Source organism: Pseudomonas sp. B111 (genome assembly GCF_026428275.1).
Classification (GTDB): Bacteria; Pseudomonadota; Gammaproteobacteria; order Pseudomonadales; family Pseudomonadaceae; genus Pseudomonas; species Pseudomonas aeruginosa.
Window position 1 is genome coordinate 445,210 of sequence record NZ_CP097857.1, and the last position, 19,511, is coordinate 464,720.

Below are 19,511 nucleotides of genomic sequence, written 5' to 3' on the forward strand. Positions count from 1 at the left end.
ACTCAGGGCGTAGCCAGCGGGCCTCGTGGCAGGCGCACCACCTCGAGGCCGTCGAGCCACTTGACGTGGCGCGGGCCGCTGCGCAGATCGCTTGTCGAGACCAGCGCCAGCGGGCCTTCGCCAGGATCCAGGGCGAGGCCGTTCTTCTGGTAGGCCACCAGGATATCGTCGCCGGCCTCGCTGTTGTACAGCTCGCCCCAGGAAAACACCACGGCATAACCGTCCCTGGAACTGCGCGCGACCACATAGCTGCGCCGCGCGTCCTGGTGGCCGGGCATGTCCAGCCCGGCCTGGTCCAGCACGTCGCTCAGGCGCACCCCCCGGTACTCGCGCTCGGCGCCGACCTGGGCGCCAGACTGGCAGACCATCGCCAGCTTGCCGCTGTCTTGCGCCGGTAGCTGGCGTAGCGCGGCGAGGTCGAGGCGCAGCTCGCGCTGCACCGCGCCGTACACGTGCAGCGAGGCGTCCGCGGCGACGCCGAGGGCGGGCAGGGCCGTGCACAGGGCGGCCAGTGCGAGGCGTTTCAATAGCGGTATTTCATGCCGAGCCATAGGGTGCGTCCTTCTTCGATGAATCCTTCGTTGTAGGCGTATCGGCGATCCGCCAGGTTGTTCAGCGCCAGGCTCAGGGCCAGTTCGCGGCTGGCCTGGTATTCGCCATGCAGGTTGAGCAGCGCGAAGCCGGCGGCGCGCCGGCTGCCGCCGGTATCGCTGTAGGTCCGGGAACGGGCTTCGCCGCTGAGCACCAGGTGCAGCGGCTCCAGGGCTTGCCAGTCGGCCCAGGCGAACAGTTTGTGGCGCGGCAGGCCGGTGACCACGCCGGCCTCGCTGCTGCGCCAGTCGCTGTCGATCCAGCTGTAGTTGGCGCCCAGCTCCAGGCGCTGCGCAGGCCTGCCGCGCAGGCCCAGGTCGAGGCCCTGGTAGACGATCTCGCCGACATTGCGGTTCTGCGCCAGGTTCGGCCCGAGGTCGGTGGCCTGGATGGCATCGCGCACCCGGTTGTGGAACAGCGCGAGGTCCAGCGTGGTGTCCTGGCCGAAGGCGCGGCGATAGCGCAGTTCGACCAGGCGCGCGCGCTCCGGGTCGAGGTCGGGGTTGACCAGCACGGTCTGGCCGACGGCGGGGCGGAAGGTGGTGTAGCGGTCCTTGAGGGTGGCGAAGCGGCTACGGTCGGCCAGGTTCAGCTGGACTTCGCTGGCTTCGTCGAGCGGATGCACCAGGCTCCATTGCCAGTTGAACGCCTCGGCGTCGTTGTCCGGGTAATCCTTCTCGCTGGTCCGGCCCTGGCGGTCGGTCTTGTACTCCCGTGCCTCCAGGCTTTCCCGCCAGTCGTAGCTGACTCCGAAGATCATCCGCGTGGCCGCGTCGAGGGCCCACTGGTATTCGCTGGAGAGCGACCAGGTGCGGTCTTCGAAGCGTCCCCAGGGCCCGCGGTCCTGGCGTTCGCGGTGGACGTCCTGCTTCCAGTGCAGGGCGAAGGCCAGGCTGTCGTCCTCGCGCAGGCCCTGGCTGAGTTCCACCCCGGCGCCGTCGGACCAGTCGTCGTACTGGCTGCGACTGCCCTTGCGGGCCTCCAGGTCGGCGCGACTGTTGTACTGCTCCAGGGTGTTCTGGAAGGTGTCGCGGTAGAGGCGCGTACGCAGGCGCGTGCGTTCGCCGAGCTGGGTGCTGGAGTTGAAGTACAGGCCTTCCTTGTTCCAGTCCGGCCAGCGCCAGTAGCAACTCTGGAACGACGGATCGCTGCCGGCGTAGGGTGGCGACTGCTTGTCGCCGTCCTGCTTGAAGTAGGTCAGCACGTATTCGTCACTGGCATTGGGCGTCAGGCCCAGCTTCAGGGTGCCGCGGGCGTCGCGGCTGGCCGAGTTGGCGCGTTCGCCGTGGCTACCCAGGTCGTCGCTGTCGCGCAGGCCGCCGGGGAGGGCGCGGGCGTCGCGGTCGAGCCAGGCGCCGCTGGCCTGGAAGAAGCCCTGGCGGCCCTTGCCGCCGAGGGAGAAATCCGCCGCCCGGCCGACCCGCCCTGCGTCGCGCGCCCAGCCCTGGCTGAGGCCGGAGCCGGCCTCGAAGGGGCGGGTCGGGCGACGGGTCGCCAGGTTGATCGCCCCGCCGAGCATGTTCGGCCCCTGCAACAGCGAGGCGTAGCCCTTGGACACTTCGATGCCGGCCAGGTCCGAGGTGAGGAAGCGGCCGAGGTCGATGTTGCCGTCGTAGGGCACGTAGACCGGCACGCCGTCGATGAACAGCGGCACCTGGCGCGAGTCGAAGCCGCGTACGCTGACCTGGCGTTCGTTGCGGTTGCCGCCGCCTTGCAGGTAGACACCGGGGAGGGTGTTCAGCGCCTCGCCGACGTCGCGGCGGTCGAAGCGCTGGAAGTCTTCGCGGGCGACGCTGTCCGGCGGGCTGAGGGAATTGCCCCAGGTGCTGACTTCCATGTCGGGAAGCGCGATCGGCGTCTCCGCCTGGGCAGTGGCAGCGCCCACCAGGGACAGTGCCAGGCTGGGGACCAGCCGGTTGGAAAGAAGGTTTTGCATGGTAGCGGCGATCTCGTTATGTATTTTTTTACATAACGATCTATGAAATATTCATCAGGGTAAATACCCATTAAGAGCAATTCGGAATTATTTATCTATATAGCGAATTCGGAAGGGCGGCGGCGGGACGAAAAAATCCCCGCGGCATGAGCGTGACGCGGGGATCCAGGCGTAAATAGAGCCTTAACCGTGATAGCTGAAATGGAGCAAGGGGGTGATGTCTGCGTAGCGGAACACCTCGCGGGTGGCTGTGTATGGCTCAAGACTAAGTCCCGCGGGCCGGCGGGCCTATTCCTCGAAGGAGGTAAGGAGGGGTAGCGGAGGAGGGACGGCGATTGACGATGTATACTTTTTGGTCCAGATTGGACGAAAAGTATAAAAGCGGATCACCGTCTGTTTCCCGCCCGGGCCGCGGGCGCACCTTCGTCACCCCTGGAGTCGTCCATGATCAAGTCGCTGAACACCAAGAACCTGCTGGGAGGCCTGCTGCTCGGCGTGCTCGCCAGCGGATCCGCCGTCGCCGCCGATGGCAACCTGCGAATCGGCATCGAGGCCGCCTACCCGCCGTTTTCCTTCAAGACCGCCGAAGGCGAACTGGCCGGCTTCGACTACGACATCGGCAACGCGCTGTGCGCGCAGATGCAGGTGAAGTGCCAGTGGATCGAGCAGGAGTACGACGGCCTGATTCCCTCGCTGAAAGTTCGCAAGATAGACGCCGCGCTGTCCTCCATCACCATCACCGAGGAGCGCCGGCGCTCGGTGGACTTCACCCACAAGTACTACTTCACGCCGGGCCGCCTGGTGATGAAGGAAGGCGCCCAGCTCGACGACAGCTTCAGCCAGTTGGCCGGCAAGCGCATCGGCGTGCAGCGCGGCGCTACCGCCGACCGCTTCGCCAGTGCGGTGCTGGCCAAGGTCGGTGCCGAAGTGGTGCGCTACACCAGCCAGGACGAGATCTACCTGGACCTGGTGGCCGGCCGCCTCGACGCCACCTTCGCCGACTCCATCCCGTTGCAGACCGGCTTCCTCGATACCCCGCGCGGCAAGGGCTACGCCTTCGTCGGGCCGGAGTTCAAGGACCCGAAATACTTCGGCGAGGGCGCCGGGATCGCGCTGCGCAAGGGGGACGCCGAGCTGGTCGGCAAGCTCAACGCGGCGATCGACGCGATTCGTGCCGACGGGACCTACAAGCGCATCGAGGGCAAGTACTTCAAGAGCGACATCTACGGCGACTGACCGCTCGCCGGCGGCGGCTGCCGTCAGTCGCCGCCTTCCTTCAGCTCCTTGAGGTGCTTGTAGACCGTCGCCCGGCCCATGTTCAGCACGTTGGCCACATAGTTGGCGGCGCTCTTGCCCTTGAACGCGCCCTCGGCGTGCAGGGCCAGGACCAGTTCGCGCTTGTGCTCGCGGGTCAGCAGGTTCAAGCCGAGCTGGCGCTGCCGCAGCCAGCCGTGCAGGAAGGTGTTGATGCGCTCCTGCCAGTCGTCGCGGAACAGCGCGTCCGGTTGCGGGATCAGCTTGCTCGGCGAGAGGAACAGGTCGAGCGCCGCCTTGGCGCTCTCGAACAGGCTGATGTTCAGGTTGATGCACAGCACCGCCAGCGGCTGGCCGGTGGCGTCGCGCAGCACGGTGCTGACCGAGCGGATCTTCTGCCCGTCCCAGTTGAGCTTCTCGTAGGGACCGATGTTGCGCTCGTCGCTATCGCCTTCGAGCATGTCTTCCAGCGCCGAGTCGTCGCCGACCTCGCGCTTGGACAGGTTGTTGGCGATGTAGTCGACCCGCTGGCTGCGCAGGTCGTGCAGGACCACTTCGGCGTGGGGGAAGAACAGGGTGGCGATGCCGTCGGCGATCGCCCGGTAGTTCTCCAGGCTGGGGTCTTGGCTCGGGCTCATGCGCAGGAACTCTCGTGGGACGGCGGGCGAGGCGAGTGTGCCGCAAACCCGCCGCCGGGTCATCAGGGAGACAGGCGGCGCGGCGACAGCATCGCCTCGTCCAGGCCGTGCTCGCGCAGGTGCGCCGGCAGCGGCTGGTGGCGGATCAGCGCGGCGCTGGCCTCGCCCATCGCCGCCGAGGTCTGGATACCGTAGCCGCCCTGGGCGGCGACCCAGAAGAAGCCTTCCGCATCGGCGGCGTAGCCGGCCACCAGGTCGCCGTCGGCGACGAACGAGCGCAGCCCTGCCCAGGTGTGTTCCGGACGGCGAATGGTGAGGGTGGTGGCTTCTTCGATCAGGTACATGCCGGTGGCGATATCCAGTTGCTCGGGCTGCACGTCGTGGGCCTCGACCGGATCGGCGTTGGCCGGCGAGCCGAGCAGCATGCCAGCGTCCGGCTTCAGGTAGAAGGATTCGTCGAGGCTGACCAGCATCGGCCAGTCGTGGCAGTCGATGCCCGGCGGCGGGGCGAAGATGAAGGCCGAGCGGCGCTTGGGTTGCAGGCCCAGCGGGCGGACGCCGGCCAGCCCGGCGATGGTGTCGCACCAGGCGCCCGCGGCGTTGACCAGCACCGCCGCGCGGTAGCTGCCGGCGGCGCAGCGGACTTCCCAGGCGCCGTCGACCCGGCGGATCTCCAGCGCTTCGTGGTTGCACAGGACCTGCCCCTGGTTGCGGCGGATGCCGCGCAGGTAGCCCTGGTGCAGGGCGTCGGTATCGATGTCGGCGCCGGTGGGGTCGTAGGTGGCGCCGAAGACCTTGTCGCGACGCAGCACCGGCACGATCGAGCAGGCCTGTTCCGCGTCCAGCAGGCGCATCTGCGGCACCAGCGCCTTGCCGCTTTCGTATTGACGGCGGAGTTCTTCCGGATCGTCGCTGAAGTCGACCACCATTTCCGGACGCGGGCTGAGCAGCGGATGCTCGCAGAAGCCGGCCGGCGGGTTGTCGAAGAAGGCCCGGCTGGCGGCGGTGAGCGCGCGCACCTGGGGTGTGCCGTAGGCCACCGTGTAGTGCGCGGCGGAGCGGCCGGTGGAGTGGTAGCCGGGCTGCGCCTCGCGCTCCAGCACCACGACCCGGCCGTGGGCCGACAGCCAGTAGCCGGTGGATGCGCCGGCGATGCCGGCACCGATGACGAGGTAATCCGCTTCGATCATGCTGCTCTCCTGCATCGCGCGATCAGCCTGCCTGGCGCAGGCGGTAGAGGGCGTTGGCCAGGGCTACGTCTTCCAGGCCCAGGCCGATCGAGCGGAAGAACGCCGGGCGCCGGTATTCCGGACGTGGCGCCTGGCCGCTGAGCAGCTCGGCGAGGTCGCCGCGGATCGCCTCGGGGCTCCAGCCATGCTGTTCGGCGGCGATCAGCATCTCGCCGGCGGAGCCTGGGGTGGTGTGCCGGTAGTCGCAATAGACGTCCATGGCCGCCAGGCTTTCCGCCGGTACCTCATGGGCGCGGGGCGCGTTGGTGCTGATCGAGGTGACCAGCGCCGGGCGCTCGAGTTGGCGCGGGTCGATCACCGCTCGGGCCGAGGAAGTGCAGAGCAGGATCACATCGGCTTCGTCCAGCGCTTCCTCCAGACTGCCGGCGGCTTCGGCGCGCGGGTCGATGGCGCGCAGGCTTTGCAGGCGGCGCTCGTCCAGGCACGGCGAATGGACTCGCACGCCCTGCCAGTCACGCAGGCCCTTCACGTATTGCAGGTGGGCATGGGCCACCGGTCCGCTGCCGATCAGCGCCAGGCGGCCGGCCTCGGCCGGAGCCAGGGCATCCACCGCCACCGCGGTGGTGGCGGCGGTGCGCGCGGTGGTCAGCCGGGCGGCATCGCAGAGCAGCAAGGGCTGGCCGGTCTGCATCGACATCAGCAGGGTCCAGGCGGTGACCAACGGGCCCTGTTCGCGGACGATGTAGGGCGAAGTCTTGACCCCGTAGACCTGTTCCTGGGCGAGCACGCCGAGGTAGTTGATGAAGTCGCCGCGACCGGCGGGGAACTCCACCAGTTGCTGGGCCGGCTGGAGCGCCTGGCCGGCGGCCAGGTCGAGGAACAGCTGGCGCATGGCCTGGAGGACGTCGATACGGGCGAGCAGTTGCTCGGCTTCGGCCTGCTGGACGATCAGGGGAGTGGCGGCGCTCATGCGATCTCCGGAATGGATGTAAACAATTTGTCCATTCTGGACTTTAAGGTATTGCCGGGCAAGCGCCGACCCGCCTCGATGACCGACGGCGGCACCTGCGTGTCGCAGAAACGAAAAAGGCGAAGCCGGATGGCTTCGCCTTTTTTCTCCACGCCTGCGTTCAGTGCTTGCGCGGTACCGGCTTGAGCAGTTCGGCCGGCGGCATCTCGCAGGTGATCTTGCGGCCCAGCAGTTCTTCGATCGGCGGCAGGGCGAAGGCATCGTCCTCGCCAGCGAAGCTGATCGAGGTACCCGAGGCGCCGGCGCGGCCGGTACGACCGATACGGTGCACGTAGTCGTCCGGGTCTTCCGGCAGGGTGAAGTTGATCACATGGCTGATGCCGTCGATGTGGATGCCGCGGCCGGCCACGTCGGTTGCCACCAGGACGCGGATCTTGCCTTCGCGGAAGCCTTCCAGGGTGCGGATGCGCTTGTGCTGCGGTACGTCGCCGGACATCTGGGCGGCGCTGATGCCGTCCTTGGTCAGGCGTTCCTCGATGCGGCGGACTTCGTCCTTGCGGTTGGCGAAGACCATCACCCGTTCCCAGTTGTTCTGTGCCACCAGGTTGTACAGCAGCTTGTACTTGTCGCTACCGGCCACGGCGTAGACATGCTGCTCGACGGTGTCGCTGGCGACGTTCTCCGGCTCGATCTCGACGATCGCCGGATCGACGGTCCACTGCTTGGCGAGGTTCATCACGTCGTCGGTGAAGGTCGCCGAGAACAGCAGGGTCTGGCGTTCGCCCTTGTGCGGGGTCTGCCGGATGATCTGCCGGACCTGCGGGATGAAGCCCATGTCGAGCATGCGGTCGGCTTCGTCGAGGACCATCACCTCGACCATGTCCAGGTGCACCTCGCCACGCTGGTTGAAGTCCAGCAGACGGCCGGGGGTGGCTACCAGGATGTCGCAGAAGCGCGCTTCCAGCTGCTTGAGTTGCTTGTCGAAGTCCATGCCGCCGACGAAGGTCATCACGTTCAGCCCGGTGTACTTGGTCAGCGCCGCGGCGTCTTTGGCGATCTGTACCACCAGTTCGCGGGTCGGGGCGATGATCAGCGCGCGCGGCTCGCCCATGTAGCGCTCTTTCGGCGGCGGGGTCTGCAGCAACTGGGTGATGATCGAGATGAGGAACGCGGCGGTCTTGCCGGTACCGGTCTGGGCGCGGCCGATGGCGTCCTGGCCGCGCAGGGTGAAGCCCAGTACCTGCGCCTGGATCGGCGTGCAGTAGGGGAAGCCGAGGTCATGGATGGCGTGCATCAGGCTCGGGGCGAGGTTGAAGTCGTGGAAGCGGGTCTTGCCTTCCTGCGGTTCGACCACGAAGTCTTCCAGCTTCCAGTTGTCCACCGGCTTCGGCTTGCGTTCGCGGCGCGGCTTGTCGCTGCGCGGCTTGGCGTCCCGGCCTTCTTTGGCGGCGGGTTTGGCGGGCTTTTCGCCTTTCTCGGCCTTTTCAACGGCGCGCGGGGCGCCGGACTCGTTGTCGGCGCGAGGGGCGCGCGGTTTGCGTGGGCGTTTCTCGGTCGGCTTTTCGCCGGTGGGGGCGGTACCTTTCGCGGTAGCGCCGGCAGGGCCTTGCGGGACCGGGGAGGAACCGCTCTGCGGCTGGGTTCCGTCGGCCTTGCCGAAGATTTTCTTGAGTGCTTTGAGCACGGCGATCTCGTAGTGGTTAAGGAATGAACGGGCGCCAGTGTAAAGCATGTTGCCAGCGGGGAGAAATCCATGCTTGGCCGGCGCCTTCCAGGCCTGGCCGGACGGGGCCTGGAGGCGGCTGCGCGAAGCTCCCGGGGCAGCCTCCGGGAGGGTTCGTGCGTGCGACCGGCGGCGCGCTACAAAAAGACAACGGTAGGGCGACGACGGGGGTGGCATCTTCGGGACGGTGCCGGAGCGATCCGGCGAGTGTCCGCCCACTCACCAACGGAAGAACAAGAAAACCATGAATCCGTCCCCATCGATCGCCGGGCTGAGCGATATCGAAGCCCTGGAACGCGTGCCGCTGGAACAGCGCGACCTGCCGTCCAGCACCTACGAACTGTTGCAACGCTCGGCCCAGCGCCACGGCCAGCGTATCGCCCTGAGCTGCCTGCTGCATGGCAGCGCCGCCGAAGAACCGTTGCGGATCAGCTATGCCGAGCTGTTCGCCCGCGTCACCCAGACCGCCAACGCCTTGCACCGGCTGGGCCTGGAAAGCCACCAGGCGGTGTCCTTCCTGCTGCCCAACCTGCCGCAGACCCACTACGTGATCTGGGGCGGCGAGGCCGCCGGGATCGTCAATGCGATCAACCCGCTGCTGGAGCCGGAGCACATCGCCGAGCTGATCCGCGCCTCCAACACCCGGGTGCTGGTGACCCTGGCGCCGTTCCCCGGCACCGACCTGTGGCAGAAGGTCGCCGGCCTGCGCGCGCAGCTGCCGGGGCTGTACGCGATCGTCGTGGTCGATCCGGCCAACCTGTTGCCGGCGCCGCAGCGCGAGGCGCTCAAGGCCCAGCGCGGGCCGCTGCCGGAGGGCGTGCTGGACTTCGATACGCTGATCGCCGACTGCCCGGCAGACCGCCTGGAGAGCGGACGGGCGATCCATCCGGACGACGTCGCTTCCTATTTCCATACCGGCGGCACCACCGGCACGCCGAAGCTGGCGCCGCACAGCCACTTCAACGAGGTGGCGATGGCCGAGATCATGGGCCTGAACGCCGACTACGGGGTGGACGACGTGCTGCTCTGCGGCCTGCCGCTGTTCCACGTCAACGGCGTGATGGTTACCGGCCTGGCGCCCTTCCATCGCGGCGCCCAGGTGCTCCTGGCCGGGCCCCAGGGCTACCGCAATCCGACCCTGATCCAGGACTTCTGGAAGCTGGTGGAGCGCTACCGGGTCACCAGCTTCAGTGGCGTGCCGACCATCTACGCGGCGTTGCTGCAGGTCCCCAGCGATGGCCGCGACCTGTCCAGCCTGCGTTTCGCCCTGTGCGGCGCGGCGCCGATGCCGGTGGAGCTGATCCGCCAGTTCGAGGCGCGTACCGGGCTCAAGGTGATCGAAGGCTACGGCCTCACCGAAGGCACCTGCGGCACCAGTTGCAACCCGCGTGGCGGCGAGCGCCGGCCGGGTTCGATCGGCCTGCGCCTGCCGTACTGCCAGGTGAAGGTCGCGGTGCTCGACGGCGAGGGCAATTACCTGCGCGATGCCGCGCCGAACGAGGTGGGCAACCTCTGCCTGAAGGGCCCGACGGTGTTCAAGGGCTACCTGCAACAGGACCGGAACCGCGATATCTGGGTCGGCGATGGCTGGTTCAATACCGGCGACCTCGGTCGTATCGACGAGGACGGCTACATCTGGCTCACCGGGCGCAGCAAGGACCTGATCATTCGCGGTGGCCACAACATCGACCCACAGATGATCGAAGAAGCGCTGCACCGGCATCCGGCCGTGGCCCTGGCGGCGGCGGTGGGCAAGCCGGACGCCAAGGCCGGCGAGCTGCCGGTGGTGTATATCCAGCTCAAGCCCGGCGCCAGCGCCAGCGAGGAAGAGCTGCTGGAACACGCCAGCCGCCACGTACCGGAGCGCGCGGCGGTGCCCAAGGATGTCTGGCTGATCGAGAGCATGCCGGTCACCGCGGTGGGCAAGACCTTCAAGCCGGCGCTGCGCCTGGACGCGATCCGCCGGGTGCTGGAGGAGGAAAGCCGGAGGATCGCCGAGGATATCCGCGTGGAGGTGGTCGCCGACGAGCGCCACGGCCAGCTCGCCCACCTGCACGTTCCCGCGCTCGACGAAAGACGCCGGGCGGCGCTGGAAGAGCTGCTCGGCGGCTACGCGCTGAACTACCGGCTGCACGCCGTCTGAGAGAAGCTGCGCGCGTCAGAGGCGCTTGCGCAGCCAGGCGCCGATGTCGTGGATTTCCTCCAGGGACACCTCGTGGCCCATCGGGTAGTCGTGCCAGTCCACCTCCACGCCCTGCGCCTGCAAGGCGTCATGGGCCGCGCGGCCGAGCGCCGGGTCGACCACGTCGTCCTGGCTGCCATGCAGGTGCAGGACCGGAATCCGCTTGTGGCGCTCGTCCAGCGCCAGGTCGTCGAAGGTCGGCGCGTAGGTGGATAGCGCCAGCACCCCGCCGAGCGGCTGGGCGTAGCGGCGGAAGGCGGTATGCAGGACCACCGCGCCGCCCTGGGAGAAACCGGCGAGGATGATCCGCTCGGCGGCGATGCCCTTGGCGCGCTGTTCATCGATGAGGGCGATGACCTGGTCGGCGGAGGCGTTCAACTGGTCTTCGTCGATCGCCCGCGCCGGACTGAAGGCAAGGATGTCGTACCAGCTCGGCATGACCCAACCGCCATTGACCGTCACCGCCTGGCTCGGCGCCTGGGGGAGGATGAAGCGGGTGCTCGGCAGGACCACCTGCAGGGCTTCGGCCACCGGCTTGAAGTCGGTACGGTCGGCGCCCAGGCCGTGCAGCCAGATGATGCAGGCGTCGGCATTCGGGGCATCGAGGATCAGGGGTTCGCTCATAACGGCTCCAGGCAGGGGGCATATGCGTTCGGAATGGGAGGACCATTCGACAACAGGCGCTTTCCCGCTCGCAAGTCGGCCAGATTGTCGCAGATCATGCATTCGCCAATTTCCCGCGGATGCGCTTTGCTAAGGGAAGTGCGCCGGGCACGCCGTTCGTCGCCCGCCGCCGTCGCACCGCCGGCTGCCCCTGCCGGTGCCGCGGCGCTTGCGGTTACAGTGCGGCGACCGGCCCGGGAAGCGACCGGCGCGGGGCCGGCGGTTCACCCAGGGGCGGCGAAGGGAGTGGCGAACAGATGACAATAATGAAAGGTACCTGGCTGCTGCTGGCCGCCGTCTGCCTCGGCGCCAGCGCCACGGCCGAGGCCGGTGCGACGCTGGATGCGGTGAAGCGCAAGGGCTACGTGCAGTGCGGCGTCAGCGACGGCCTGCCGGGGTTCTCCTACGCCGACGCCAAGGGCCGTTTCAAGGGGCTCGACGTCGACATCTGCCGGGCGCTGGCCGCCGCACTGTTCGGCGACGCCGGGAAGGTGCGCTTCACCCCGCTGTCCGCCACCGAGCGGTTTTCGGCGTTGCAGTCCGGCACGGTCGACCTGCTGTCGCGCAACACCTCATGGACCAGCTCGCGGGATACCGCGCTGGGCATCCACTTCACCGGCGTCACCTATTTCGACGGCCAGGGCTTCCTGGTCAATCGCAAGCTCGGCGTGTCCAGCGCCCGCGAACTGAAGGACACGACGGTGTGCATCCAGTCCGGCACCACCAACGAGCTGAACGTGGCGGACTACTTCCGGGCCCACGGCATCCGCTACAAGGCGGTGCTCGACGACAGCTACGAGAAGAGCGCCCGTGCCCTGGAGGCGGGGCAGTGCGACGTGCTCAGCTCCGACCAGTCGCAGCTCTACGCCCAGCGCCTGAAGCTGGCCAAGCCGGACCAGTACGTGGTGCTGCCGGAAGTGATCTCCAAGGAGCCGCTCGGCCCGGCCGTGCGGCAGGGCGACGAAGCCTGGTTCAACATCGTCCGCTGGACCCTGTACGGCCTGCTCAACGCGGAGGAGCTGGGGGTCACCTCGAGCAACGTCGAGCGCCAGGCCAGGGACAGCCGCAACCCGGACGTCGCCCGCCTGCTCGGCAGCGAGGGCGACGCCGGCAAGGACTTGCAACTGCCGCGCGACTGGGTGGTGCAGATGGTGCGCCAGGTCGGCAACTATGGCGAGATCTTCGCCCGCAACGTCGGCGACGGCAGCCCGCTGAAGATGCCGCGCGGCCTCAACGCGCAATGGAATCTCGGCGGCCTGCACTATGCGCCGCCGATCCGCTGACCGGCGGGGGGCTGGCTGAACTCTCGCCAGCACCGACAATCCGATAACAGACAGACGCACCGGTGCCGGTGCACTATAGAGCGACGCGTCATGCCGAACACCGAACAAGAGAATTGCCCGTGAACCTATCGATGACTCCCATCAACAAAGCCAAGGCCTGGGGCGTCCACGCCGTCACCGCCAGCGGCGTGATCCTGGCCTTGCTGGCCCTGCTCGCGCTGGTCGACAACAAACCCCAGGCCTGCCTGCTCTGGCTTGGCCTGGCCCTACTGGTGGACGGCCTCGACGGCACCCTGGCGCGCAAGTACGAAGTCAAGGAAATGCTGCCGCATTTCGACGGCTCGGTGCTCGACCTGGTGATCGACTACCTGACCTACGTGTTCATCCCGGCCATCTTCATCTACCGCTACATCCCCCTGCCGGAGCATTTCGAACTGCTGGCGGTGGGCGTGATTCTGGTTTCGTCGCTGTTCTGTTTCTGCAACGTCAACATGAAGAGCACCGACAACTACTTCGTTGGCTTCCCGGCCGCCTGGAACGTGGTGGCGGTGTACTTCTACGTGCTCGACCTGCACCCCTGGGTCAACCTCGTCACGGTGCTGGTGCTGGCCGCCCTGACCCTGACCCGGATGAAGTTCCTCCACCCGTTCCGCGTGCGCCAGTTCATGCCGTTGAACATCGCGGTGACCTTCGTCTGGCTGATCAGCAGCGGTCTGCTGATCGTCCAGCAGCCGGCCGATCTGCCGATCCTGCTCGGCCTGTGGTTCGCCGCCTCGGCCTATTTCGTCGGTATCTGCCTCTGGCGCAGCGCCCGCGAGTGGTTCGGCTGAAACGACCCGGCGCGACGGCGTTCCCGCCTGGGGACGCCTGGCAAGTCCCTCTCATCGCAAGGAACCCCGCATGGCCCACCCCAACGCCGAACTGATCGAGCGCTTCTACCAGGCCTTCCAGCGCCTCGACGGCGAGGCCATGGCGGCCTGCTACGCCCCCCAGGCGACCTTCCACGACCCGGCCTTCGGCGAACTGCGTGGGCGCGAGGTGGGCGACATGTGGCGCCTGCTGACCAGCCGGGCGCGGGACTTCCGCCTGGACTACGCGAACGTCCGCGCCGACCAGAACGAGGGGCGTGCGCAATGGGTGGCCCACTACCTGTTCACCCAGACCGGGCGCAGGGTGGAGAATCGCATCGAGGCCCGTTTCCGCTTCGCCGACGGTTTGATCGTCGAGCATCGCGACCAGTTCGATCTGTGGCGCTGGAGCCGCCAGGCGCTTGGCGCCAAGGGCCTGCTGCTGGGCTGGGCGCCGCCGGTGCAGCGGGCGATCCGCGGGCAGGCGCGCAAGGGCCTGGCCGCCTACCAGGCTGCCCATCCGGCGGCCGGCTGAGGCTGTCGGTGGCCGAAGCGCGGATAATCTCCTAAGCTCGCCGCGGACAACCCGCAGGACGCCGCGATGATCACGCTCTTCCAGTTTCCCGCCGCATTCAACGTACCCAATGCCAGTCCCTACTGCCTGAAACTGGAAACCTGGTTGCGCCTGGCCGGCCTGGAGTACCAGGTGAAGGTCGTCAGCGACCCGCGCAAGGCGCCCAAGGGCAAGCTGCCCTACGTGCGTATCGAGGGCGAGGCGATCGGCGACAGCGAGATCGTCATCCGTACCCTCGGCGAGCGCTACGGGGTCACTCTCGACGCTGGCCTGGACGCCCGAGGCAAGGGCTGGGCACGGGCGATCACGCGCCTGTGCGACGAACACCTGTACTACCTGATGCTGTATTTCCGCTGGTTCGACGAGGACAGCTGGCGCGTGCTCAAGCCGGTGTTCTTCGGCTCGCTGCCATTCGGCGTGCGCGACGCGGTGGCCTGGGCCATGCGCCGCAAGGTCCGCGCTACCCTCAGGGCGCAGGGACTCGGGGTCCACGGCAGGGACGAACTGCTGGCCTTCGCCCGCGACGACCTCGATGCCCTCGACGGCCTGCTCGGCCAGGTCCCGTACTACGGCGGCGAACATCCGTGCAGCGCCGATGCCGCCGCTTACGGTATCCTCGCCAACCTCATCGAGGCGACCCTGGATACCCCGCTCAGCCATGTGGCGCGAGGCTATCCGCGCCTGGTGGCGTATTGCGAGCGGATGCGGGAGCGGGTCTGGAGTGAGTGAGGCGACGGCCGCCACGGCGGCGATCGGGAAGTGTTGGTCGGTCTACCTGGTGAGGGCGGAAAACGGCGCGTTGTACTGCGGCATCAGCGACGATCCGCTGCGCCGCTTCGACACTCATTGCAGCGGCAAGGGCGCGCGGTTCTTCCATTCCAGCCCCGCCCGCGCGCTGGTCTACGTCGAGGCCTGCGCCAGCAAGGGCGACGCCCTGCGCCGCGAGCGGGCGATCAAGGCCCTGAGCAAGCGCGCCAAGGAGCGCCTGTTGGTCGGCGTACCGGTGTTGCGCGAGGTCGGTGAGCCGGCAATCTAGGACGTTCATCTGCGGTCATGGGGTATTCGTGGGTTATCTGAAGAATCATTGGTGGAAACGCTGGATCCGCCGCCGCGGCTGCAAGCTGGCCGGCGGCCCGGCCAGTGTCGGCAAGCGCACCACGCTGGTGCTCGAGGAGCAGGTCGAACTCGGCCACCTGCGCATCGTCCCGCCGAGGCTGGAGATCGGCGCCTACAGCTATGTGCGCAGCGGCACCGACCTGTCCCTGGTGGCGTCCATCGGGCGTTTCTGCTCGATCGGCTCGGACTGCTTCATCGGCCAGGAAAAACATACCCATCCCAGCGACTGGGTGAGCAGCCACCCCTTCCAGCACACCGGCACCGCGCTGCGCTACGAGCCGGCGCTGAGCTACGCGGAAATCGGCCACGACGTCTGGATCGGGCACAGCGCGATGGTGATGGAAGGGGTCAAGGTCGGGACTGGGGCGATCATCGCCACGCGCGCCGTGGTCACTCGCGACGTGCCGCCCTACGCCATCGTCGCCGGCACCCCGGCGCAGGTGATCCGCTACCGGCATCCGCCGGAGATCATCGAGGGTCTGCTCGCCTCGCGCTGGTGGGAGCTGGATAGCGCCTTCCTCACCGGCCTGCCGCTGGACCGTCCCCGGGAGTTCCTCGCCGCCCTGGAGACGCGCGAGGCGCCGCGTGCGGCGTACCGGCGGATGACCATCACCCGCCAGGGGTGCCGGCTGGATTGAGCGCGCCCATCGCCAGGCCCATCGGGCCAGGCGATGGGGTGCCCTTCATGTCCCGGATTGTCATAGGCGTGTTTTCCCTGCCGCGCTAAGCTGGTGCCTCACATCCGCCCGGAGGCGCCCATGTCAGAGCTGATCCTGCATCACTATCCCACTTCGCCCTTCGCCGAGAAGGCGCGCCTGCTGCTCGGTTTCAAGCAACTGTCCTGGCGCTCGGTGATGATTCCGCCGGTGATGCCCAAGCCGGACCTGGTGGCGCTGACCGGCGGCTATCGGAAGACCCCGGTGTTGCAGGTTGGCGCCGATGTGTATTGCGATACCGCGTTGATCGCCCGTCGCCTGGAGCAGGAAAAGGCGGTCCCGGCGCTGTTCCCCGAAGGCCAGGAGATGGTCGCCGCGAGCTTCGCCCAGTGGGCCGACGCGGTGCTGTTCCAGCACGCGGTAAGCCTGGCGTTCGCCCCGGAGTCCATCGCCGTGCGTTTCGGCAAGCTGCCGCCGGAATTCCTCAAGGCCTTCATGGCCGATCGCAGCCAACTGTTCAGCGGCGGCAGCGCCGGCCGCCTGCCGCTGGAACAGGCGCGCCACCAGTGGCCGGCGTTCATGGCGCGACTGGAGCGCCAGTTGTCGCGCGAGGACGGCGACTTCCTGTTCGGCGAAGCGTCCGTCGCCGACTTCGCCGTGGCGCACTGCCTGTGGTTCCTCAAGGGCACGCCGGTCACCGCGCCGCTGGTCGACGACTACCCGCAGGTGCAGGCCTGGCTGGGCCGGGTGCTCGGCTTCGGCCACGGCGCGCCAGCCGAGATGAGTGCGGAGGAAGCCCTGGAGGTGGCTCGCGGCAGCCAGCCCGCGGCATTGCCGGACGAATCCTTCAGCGACCCCAACGGTTTCCTGCCCGGCCAGGCGGTCGCCATCGCCGCCACCGACTACGGTGTCGACGCGCTACAGGGCGAACTGCTCTTCGCCGGCAGCGAGGAACTCATCCTGCGCCGCGAAGACCCGCGGGCGGGTACCGTGCATGTGCATTTCCCGCGCCTGGGCTTTCGCATCGAGGCGCGTTGAGGCATGCCGGCGGAGACCCCGCCGCCGCGCCCGGACGCCGATCCGCCGCAGTGCGCGTTGCCCGAGGCGAGGCCGGACCGCGACGCTGGCACCAAGCTGCGCGCCGCGGTGCTCGGCGCCAACGATGGCCTGGTGTCGAACCTGTGCCTGGTGATGGGCGTGGCGGGTGCGAGCATGGCGCATTCGTCCATCGTCCTCACCGGGATGGCCGGACTGGTGTCCGGGGCCTGCTCGATGGCCCTCGGCGAGTGGCTGTCGGTGACCAACGCCCGCGAGATGGCGAGCAAGCGCATCACCGAGGAAGAACGCTTGCTCAGGCTCTGCCCGGACACCGAGACCCAGGAACTGATCGATATCTTCACCGCCAAGGGGCTGAGCGAGGTATCCGCCCGGCGCGTGGCCCTGCAACTGATGAACGACGGTCGTGGCGCGCTGGACACCTTGTCCCGCGAGGCCCTCGGCATCGATCCGACGGAGCTGGGCGGCAACCCGTGGAACGCGGCGGGCACGTCGTTCCTGCTGTTTTCCCTTGGCGCCCTGGTGCCGGTGGCGCCGTTCCTGTTCCTCGACGGCGCCGCGGCGCTGGTCGCAAGCCTGCTGTCCAGTCTGCTTGCGCTGCTGTTCAGCGGCGCGGTCACCGCCCGTTTCACCGGGCGGCCGCTGGCGTTCTCGGCGTTGCGCCAGGTGCTGGTCGGTACCCTTGCCGCGGCCTTCACCTATGGGTTGGGTACCGCGCTCGGCGTGGGCCTGGGCTGAAAGTCCTTCGCCTGCGGGGGACTCCGTTTTACACTGCGACACCCGGCCGGCGTGGCCGGGAACAGGAAAAACCGACCAGGGAGTGGCCATGAACGCCTACGACATCGAAATCGTCAACGACGCCGCGCACGCCGGCGAAGCCAACCACGGCTGGTGCTTCGGCCTGCCGCCGGGCATCCGTCCGGAGCAGTGGCCGCTGGATCCGGACACCGGCTATCCGCTGATGCACGGCTTCACCCTGCTGCTGCCGGAGGACTACCGGGTGCATGGCCCGGAGATCGTCGCGCTGAGCTTCTTCTCCCTCGCCCCGGACCAGAACGACGGTGGACCGACCAGCGTCGACGGCATTCGCGAGATGCTCATCGATCCGCCCGCGCAACCGCCGGCCGACGCGGAACTGCGGCCGTTCTGGGAGGCCGGGCGCAATAGCCATCCGCGTCTGCATCGGATGGAGGACATCCTTGGCGGCGCCTATGCGTTGATCCTGCTCGACGCCGCTGAATTCAGCGGCGCGCCCTGCCAGCCGCCGGCGCTGCCGGCGGGCAACCCGCTGTTGGCGCAGACCGAGCCGCCGCAGTGGCTGGAGGCTGGTTCGGCGGCCAGCTTCGTGCCGGACTGGGCGGAGGACGACTACTACCTGCTGCGCGCCCTCGGTGGTCGCCCGGCGGCCGGCCACCAGCAGCGCTACCCGCTGCGCTGGACGGCGCGGGCGCAAGACCCCAACGCCGGGGTGGTGCCCAGCGAATACGGCGACGGCGGTTACCAACTGCCGCACTATTGGCTGGACGGCAAGATCGAGCGCGACAACTACCGCGAGCATCCCTGGGTGGAAGGGCACCTGCCGAACCATATCGGCGGCACCATGCGTCCGGTGCAGGGCGTGCCGGAAATGAGTCCCTTCTACGTAGAGTTCGAGGAATACCTGGGCGGCTACAACTTCGGCGGCGGCAACGCCCAGCTCGATTTCCGCGACATGCGCTTCGACTGGGCCTGCGGCTGAGGAGGGAAAGGGAGCGCCGGCGGCGCTCCGGGGCGGCGCGGGTCAGTCCTTGCGCCGCTTGAGCTGGTCCTTCAACTGGGTCGGCAACTGGCGGATGATCAGCATGTCGCGCTCTTCGTCGTATTCCACCTTGGAGCCCAGCAGGTGCGCCTCGAAGCTGATCGACAGGCCTTCGGCGCGGCCGGTGAAGCGGCGGAACTGGTTGAGGGTGCGCTTGTCCGCCGGGATTTCCGGCGACAGGCCGTAGTCCTTGTTACGGATGTAGTCGTAGAACGCCCGCGGTTGCTGGTCGTCCATCAGTTCCGAAAGCGCGTCGAGGGTCATCGGCTCGCCGATGCGCGCCTGGGAGGTGGCGTAGTCGACCAGCGTCTCGGTCTTCTCGCGGGCCTGTTCCTCGGCCATGTCCTCGCTTTCCACGAAATCGCTGAAGGCTTTCAGCAGGGTGCGCGTCTCGCTCGGCGAATCCACCCCTTCCTGGCAGCCGATGAAGTCGCGGAAATAGTCGGAGACCTTCTTCCCGCCCTTGCCCTTGATGAACGAGATGTACTGCTTCGACTGCTTGTTGTTGCGCCATTCGGAAATGTTGATCCGCGCGGCCAGGTGCAACTGGCCGAGGTCCAGGTGGCGCGACGGGGTGACCTCCAGCGACTCGTTCACCGCCACGCCTTCGCTGTGGTGCAGCAGGGCGATCGCCAGGTAGTCGGTCATGCCTTGCTGGTAGTGGGCGAACAGGACGTGGCCGCCGGTGGAGAGATTGGACTCCTCCATCAGCTTTTGCAGGTGCTCGACCGCTTCGCGGCTGAAGCCGACGAAGTCGCGGTCGCCCTCCAGGTACTCGCCGAGCCAGCCGCTGAACGGGTAGGCCCCGGACTCGCCCTGGAAGAAGCCCCAGGCCTTGTTCTTGGCGTTGTAGCTTTCGTTGAGGTCGGCCAGCAGGTTCTCGATGGCCTGGGAGTCGCCCAGCTCGGCGTCGCGCGCGTGGAGCACGGCCGGGGTGCCGTCGGGCTTCTTCTCGATCAGGTGGACGATGGCGTGATGGATCGGCATGTCAGGTTCGACCTTTCAGGTAATCGGCGGCGCCGCGCAGGTTTCC

Annotated in this window: 19 protein-coding genes; 11 read left to right on the forward strand and 8 right to left on the reverse strand. The window is 67.8% G+C overall.

The genetic code is table 11. The features are described 5' to 3' along the window. Window positions 1-2: 2 nt before the first annotated feature. The gene (locus tag M6E97_RS02050) at window positions 3-551 is read right to left on the reverse strand and encodes a molybdopterin-dependent oxidoreductase (protein WP_016253036.1); all 549 of its coding nucleotides are present in this window, start codon (window positions 549-551) and stop codon (window positions 3-5) included. Beyond that, the gene (locus tag M6E97_RS02055; RefSeq protein WP_033939645.1) at window positions 524-2,527 is read right to left on the reverse strand and encodes a TonB-dependent receptor plug domain-containing protein; all 2,004 of its coding nucleotides are present in this window, start codon (window positions 2,525-2,527) and stop codon (window positions 524-526) included. Before M6E97_RS02055 ends, M6E97_RS02050 begins: the two co-directional genes overlap by 28 nt. Window positions 2,528-2,971: 444 nt before the next feature. Here M6E97_RS02055 and M6E97_RS02060 point away from each other — a divergent pair, with 444 nt between their 5' ends. Beyond that, window positions 2,972-3,763 carry an ABC transporter substrate-binding protein gene (locus M6E97_RS02060; protein WP_033939644.1) on the forward strand — a complete coding sequence of 264 codons (792 nt, stop codon included), beginning with the start codon at window positions 2,972-2,974 and terminating at the stop codon, window positions 3,761-3,763. 23 nt (window positions 3,764-3,786) lie between these two features. On the opposite strand, the gene dauR is transcribed toward M6E97_RS02060, so the two are convergent. From dauR to rhlB, 4 genes are all read right to left on the reverse strand, one after another. Next, window positions 3,787-4,419, reverse strand: a complete 633-nt coding sequence (dauR, locus tag M6E97_RS02065; RefSeq protein WP_009313430.1) for a transcriptional regulator DauR — start codon at window positions 4,417-4,419, stop codon at window positions 3,787-3,789. A gap of 62 nt (window positions 4,420-4,481) precedes the next feature. Then, entirely contained in the window at window positions 4,482-5,609 is a 1,128-nt protein-coding gene (dauA, locus tag M6E97_RS02070) for an FAD-dependent catabolic D-arginine dehydrogenase DauA (protein ID WP_003092942.1), read from the reverse strand. 22 nt (window positions 5,610-5,631) lie between these two features. Beyond that, on the reverse strand, window positions 5,632-6,579 hold the full coding sequence (gene dauB / locus M6E97_RS02075; RefSeq protein ID WP_003137803.1) for an NAD(P)H-dependent anabolic L-arginine dehydrogenase DauB: 948 nt from the start codon (window positions 6,577-6,579) through the stop codon (window positions 5,632-5,634). A 160-nt stretch (window positions 6,580-6,739) separates the two neighbouring features. Then, entirely contained in the window at window positions 6,740-8,263 is a 1,524-nt protein-coding gene (gene rhlB, locus M6E97_RS02080) for an ATP-dependent RNA helicase RhlB (RefSeq protein ID WP_011666560.1), read from the reverse strand. Between the two features lie 283 nt (window positions 8,264-8,546). Between rhlB and M6E97_RS02085 the strand changes: the two genes are divergently transcribed. Next, window positions 8,547-10,445 (forward strand): acyl-CoA synthetase, encoded by a 1,899-nt coding sequence (locus M6E97_RS02085; RefSeq protein WP_033939642.1) that lies wholly within the window; start codon window positions 8,547-8,549, stop codon window positions 10,443-10,445. Window positions 10,446-10,460: 15 nt separating this feature from the next. Here M6E97_RS02085 and M6E97_RS02090 read toward each other — a convergent pair whose 3' ends face one another. After that, window positions 10,461-11,108, reverse strand: a complete 648-nt coding sequence (locus M6E97_RS02090; protein ID WP_004355695.1) for an alpha/beta hydrolase — start codon at window positions 11,106-11,108, stop codon at window positions 10,461-10,463. A 296-nt stretch (window positions 11,109-11,404) separates the two neighbouring features. On the opposite strand from M6E97_RS02090, the gene M6E97_RS02095 reads away from it, so the two are divergent. The 9 genes from M6E97_RS02095 to M6E97_RS02135 all read left to right on the forward strand — a co-directional run bounded on the left by M6E97_RS02095 (window position 11,405) and on the right by M6E97_RS02135 (window position 18,418). Then, window positions 11,405-12,430, forward strand: a complete 1,026-nt coding sequence (locus M6E97_RS02095; protein WP_023095241.1) for an amino acid ABC transporter substrate-binding protein — start codon at window positions 11,405-11,407, stop codon at window positions 12,428-12,430. Window positions 12,431-12,543: 113 nt separating this feature from the next. After that, window positions 12,544-13,260 carry a phosphatidylcholine synthase gene (gene pcsA / locus M6E97_RS02100; RefSeq protein ID WP_003129573.1) on the forward strand — a complete coding sequence of 239 codons (717 nt, stop codon included), beginning with the start codon at window positions 12,544-12,546 and terminating at the stop codon, window positions 13,258-13,260. Between the two features lie 70 nt (window positions 13,261-13,330). Continuing rightward, window positions 13,331-13,813 carry a nuclear transport factor 2 family protein gene (locus M6E97_RS02105; RefSeq protein ID WP_003092923.1) on the forward strand — a complete coding sequence of 161 codons (483 nt, stop codon included), beginning with the start codon at window positions 13,331-13,333 and terminating at the stop codon, window positions 13,811-13,813. A gap of 66 nt (window positions 13,814-13,879) precedes the next feature. Next, complete coding sequence (locus M6E97_RS02110; protein ID WP_003092922.1) at window positions 13,880-14,581, forward strand: glutathione S-transferase C-terminal domain-containing protein; 702 nt, start codon at window positions 13,880-13,882, stop codon at window positions 14,579-14,581. Then, the gene (locus M6E97_RS02115; RefSeq protein WP_003119275.1) at window positions 14,574-14,888 is read left to right on the forward strand and encodes a GIY-YIG nuclease family protein; all 315 of its coding nucleotides are present in this window, start codon (window positions 14,574-14,576) and stop codon (window positions 14,886-14,888) included. The genes M6E97_RS02110 and M6E97_RS02115 overlap by 8 nt, the downstream gene beginning before the upstream one ends. A gap of 28 nt (window positions 14,889-14,916) precedes the next feature. Continuing rightward, a complete protein-coding gene (locus M6E97_RS02120; protein ID WP_003111880.1) occupies window positions 14,917-15,606 on the forward strand; it encodes a CatB-related O-acetyltransferase in 690 nt (229 codons plus the stop codon). Between the two features lie 120 nt (window positions 15,607-15,726). Beyond that, window positions 15,727-16,662: a glutathione S-transferase family protein gene (locus M6E97_RS02125; RefSeq protein ID WP_034005000.1), complete on the forward strand. Its 936-nt coding sequence runs from the start codon at window positions 15,727-15,729 to the stop codon at window positions 16,660-16,662. Window positions 16,663-16,665: 3 nt separating this feature from the next. Continuing rightward, window positions 16,666-17,418, forward strand: coding sequence for a VIT1/CCC1 transporter family protein (locus M6E97_RS02130; protein ID WP_033939638.1), 753 nt, complete (start codon window positions 16,666-16,668; stop codon window positions 17,416-17,418). An 88-nt stretch (window positions 17,419-17,506) separates the two neighbouring features. Continuing rightward, entirely contained in the window at window positions 17,507-18,418 is a 912-nt protein-coding gene (locus M6E97_RS02135; RefSeq protein WP_003092910.1) for a hypothetical protein, read from the forward strand. A 42-nt stretch (window positions 18,419-18,460) separates the two neighbouring features. On the opposite strand, the gene yejK is transcribed toward M6E97_RS02135, so the two are convergent. Next, entirely contained in the window at window positions 18,461-19,465 is a 1,005-nt protein-coding gene (gene yejK / locus M6E97_RS02140; RefSeq protein ID WP_003092908.1) for a nucleoid-associated protein YejK, read from the reverse strand. Window positions 19,466-19,511 lie beyond the last annotated feature (46 nt).

Excerpts from the sequence above, each read along its gene's own strand:
- dauR (WP_009313430.1), bottom strand. The coding sequence starts at position 4,419 with ATGAGCCCGAGCCAAGACCCCAGCCTGGAGAACTACCGGGCGATCGCC.
- M6E97_RS02085 (WP_033939642.1), top strand. The coding sequence starts at position 8,547 with ATGAATCCGTCCCCATCGATCGCCGGGCTGAGCGATATCGAAGCCCTG.
- M6E97_RS02110 (WP_003092922.1), top strand. The coding sequence starts at position 13,880 with ATGATCACGCTCTTCCAGTTTCCCGCCGCATTCAACGTACCCAATGCC.
- M6E97_RS02105 (WP_003092923.1), top strand. The coding sequence starts at position 13,331 with ATGGCCCACCCCAACGCCGAACTGATCGAGCGCTTCTACCAGGCCTTC.
- M6E97_RS02095 (WP_023095241.1), top strand. The coding sequence starts at position 11,405 with ATGACAATAATGAAAGGTACCTGGCTGCTGCTGGCCGCCGTCTGCCTC.
- M6E97_RS02060 (WP_033939644.1), top strand. The coding sequence starts at position 2,972 with ATGATCAAGTCGCTGAACACCAAGAACCTGCTGGGAGGCCTGCTGCTC.
- M6E97_RS02055 (WP_033939645.1), bottom strand. The coding sequence starts at position 2,527 with ATGCAAAACCTTCTTTCCAACCGGCTGGTCCCCAGCCTGGCACTGTCC.
- M6E97_RS02130 (WP_033939638.1), top strand. The coding sequence starts at position 16,666 with ATGCCGGCGGAGACCCCGCCGCCGCGCCCGGACGCCGATCCGCCGCAG.
- M6E97_RS02090 (WP_004355695.1), bottom strand. The coding sequence starts at position 11,108 with ATGAGCGAACCCCTGATCCTCGATGCCCCGAATGCCGACGCCTGCATC.
- M6E97_RS02050 (WP_016253036.1), bottom strand. The coding sequence starts at position 551 with ATGGCTCGGCATGAAATACCGCTATTGAAACGCCTCGCACTGGCCGCC.
- yejK (WP_003092908.1), bottom strand. The coding sequence starts at position 19,465 with ATGCCGATCCATCACGCCATCGTCCACCTGATCGAGAAGAAGCCCGAC.
- M6E97_RS02125 (WP_034005000.1), top strand. The coding sequence starts at position 15,727 with ATGTCAGAGCTGATCCTGCATCACTATCCCACTTCGCCCTTCGCCGAG.
- dauA (WP_003092942.1), bottom strand. The coding sequence starts at position 5,609 with ATGATCGAAGCGGATTACCTCGTCATCGGTGCCGGCATCGCCGGCGCA.
- M6E97_RS02135 (WP_003092910.1), top strand. The coding sequence starts at position 17,507 with ATGAACGCCTACGACATCGAAATCGTCAACGACGCCGCGCACGCCGGC.
- dauB (WP_003137803.1), bottom strand. The coding sequence starts at position 6,579 with ATGAGCGCCGCCACTCCCCTGATCGTCCAGCAGGCCGAAGCCGAGCAA.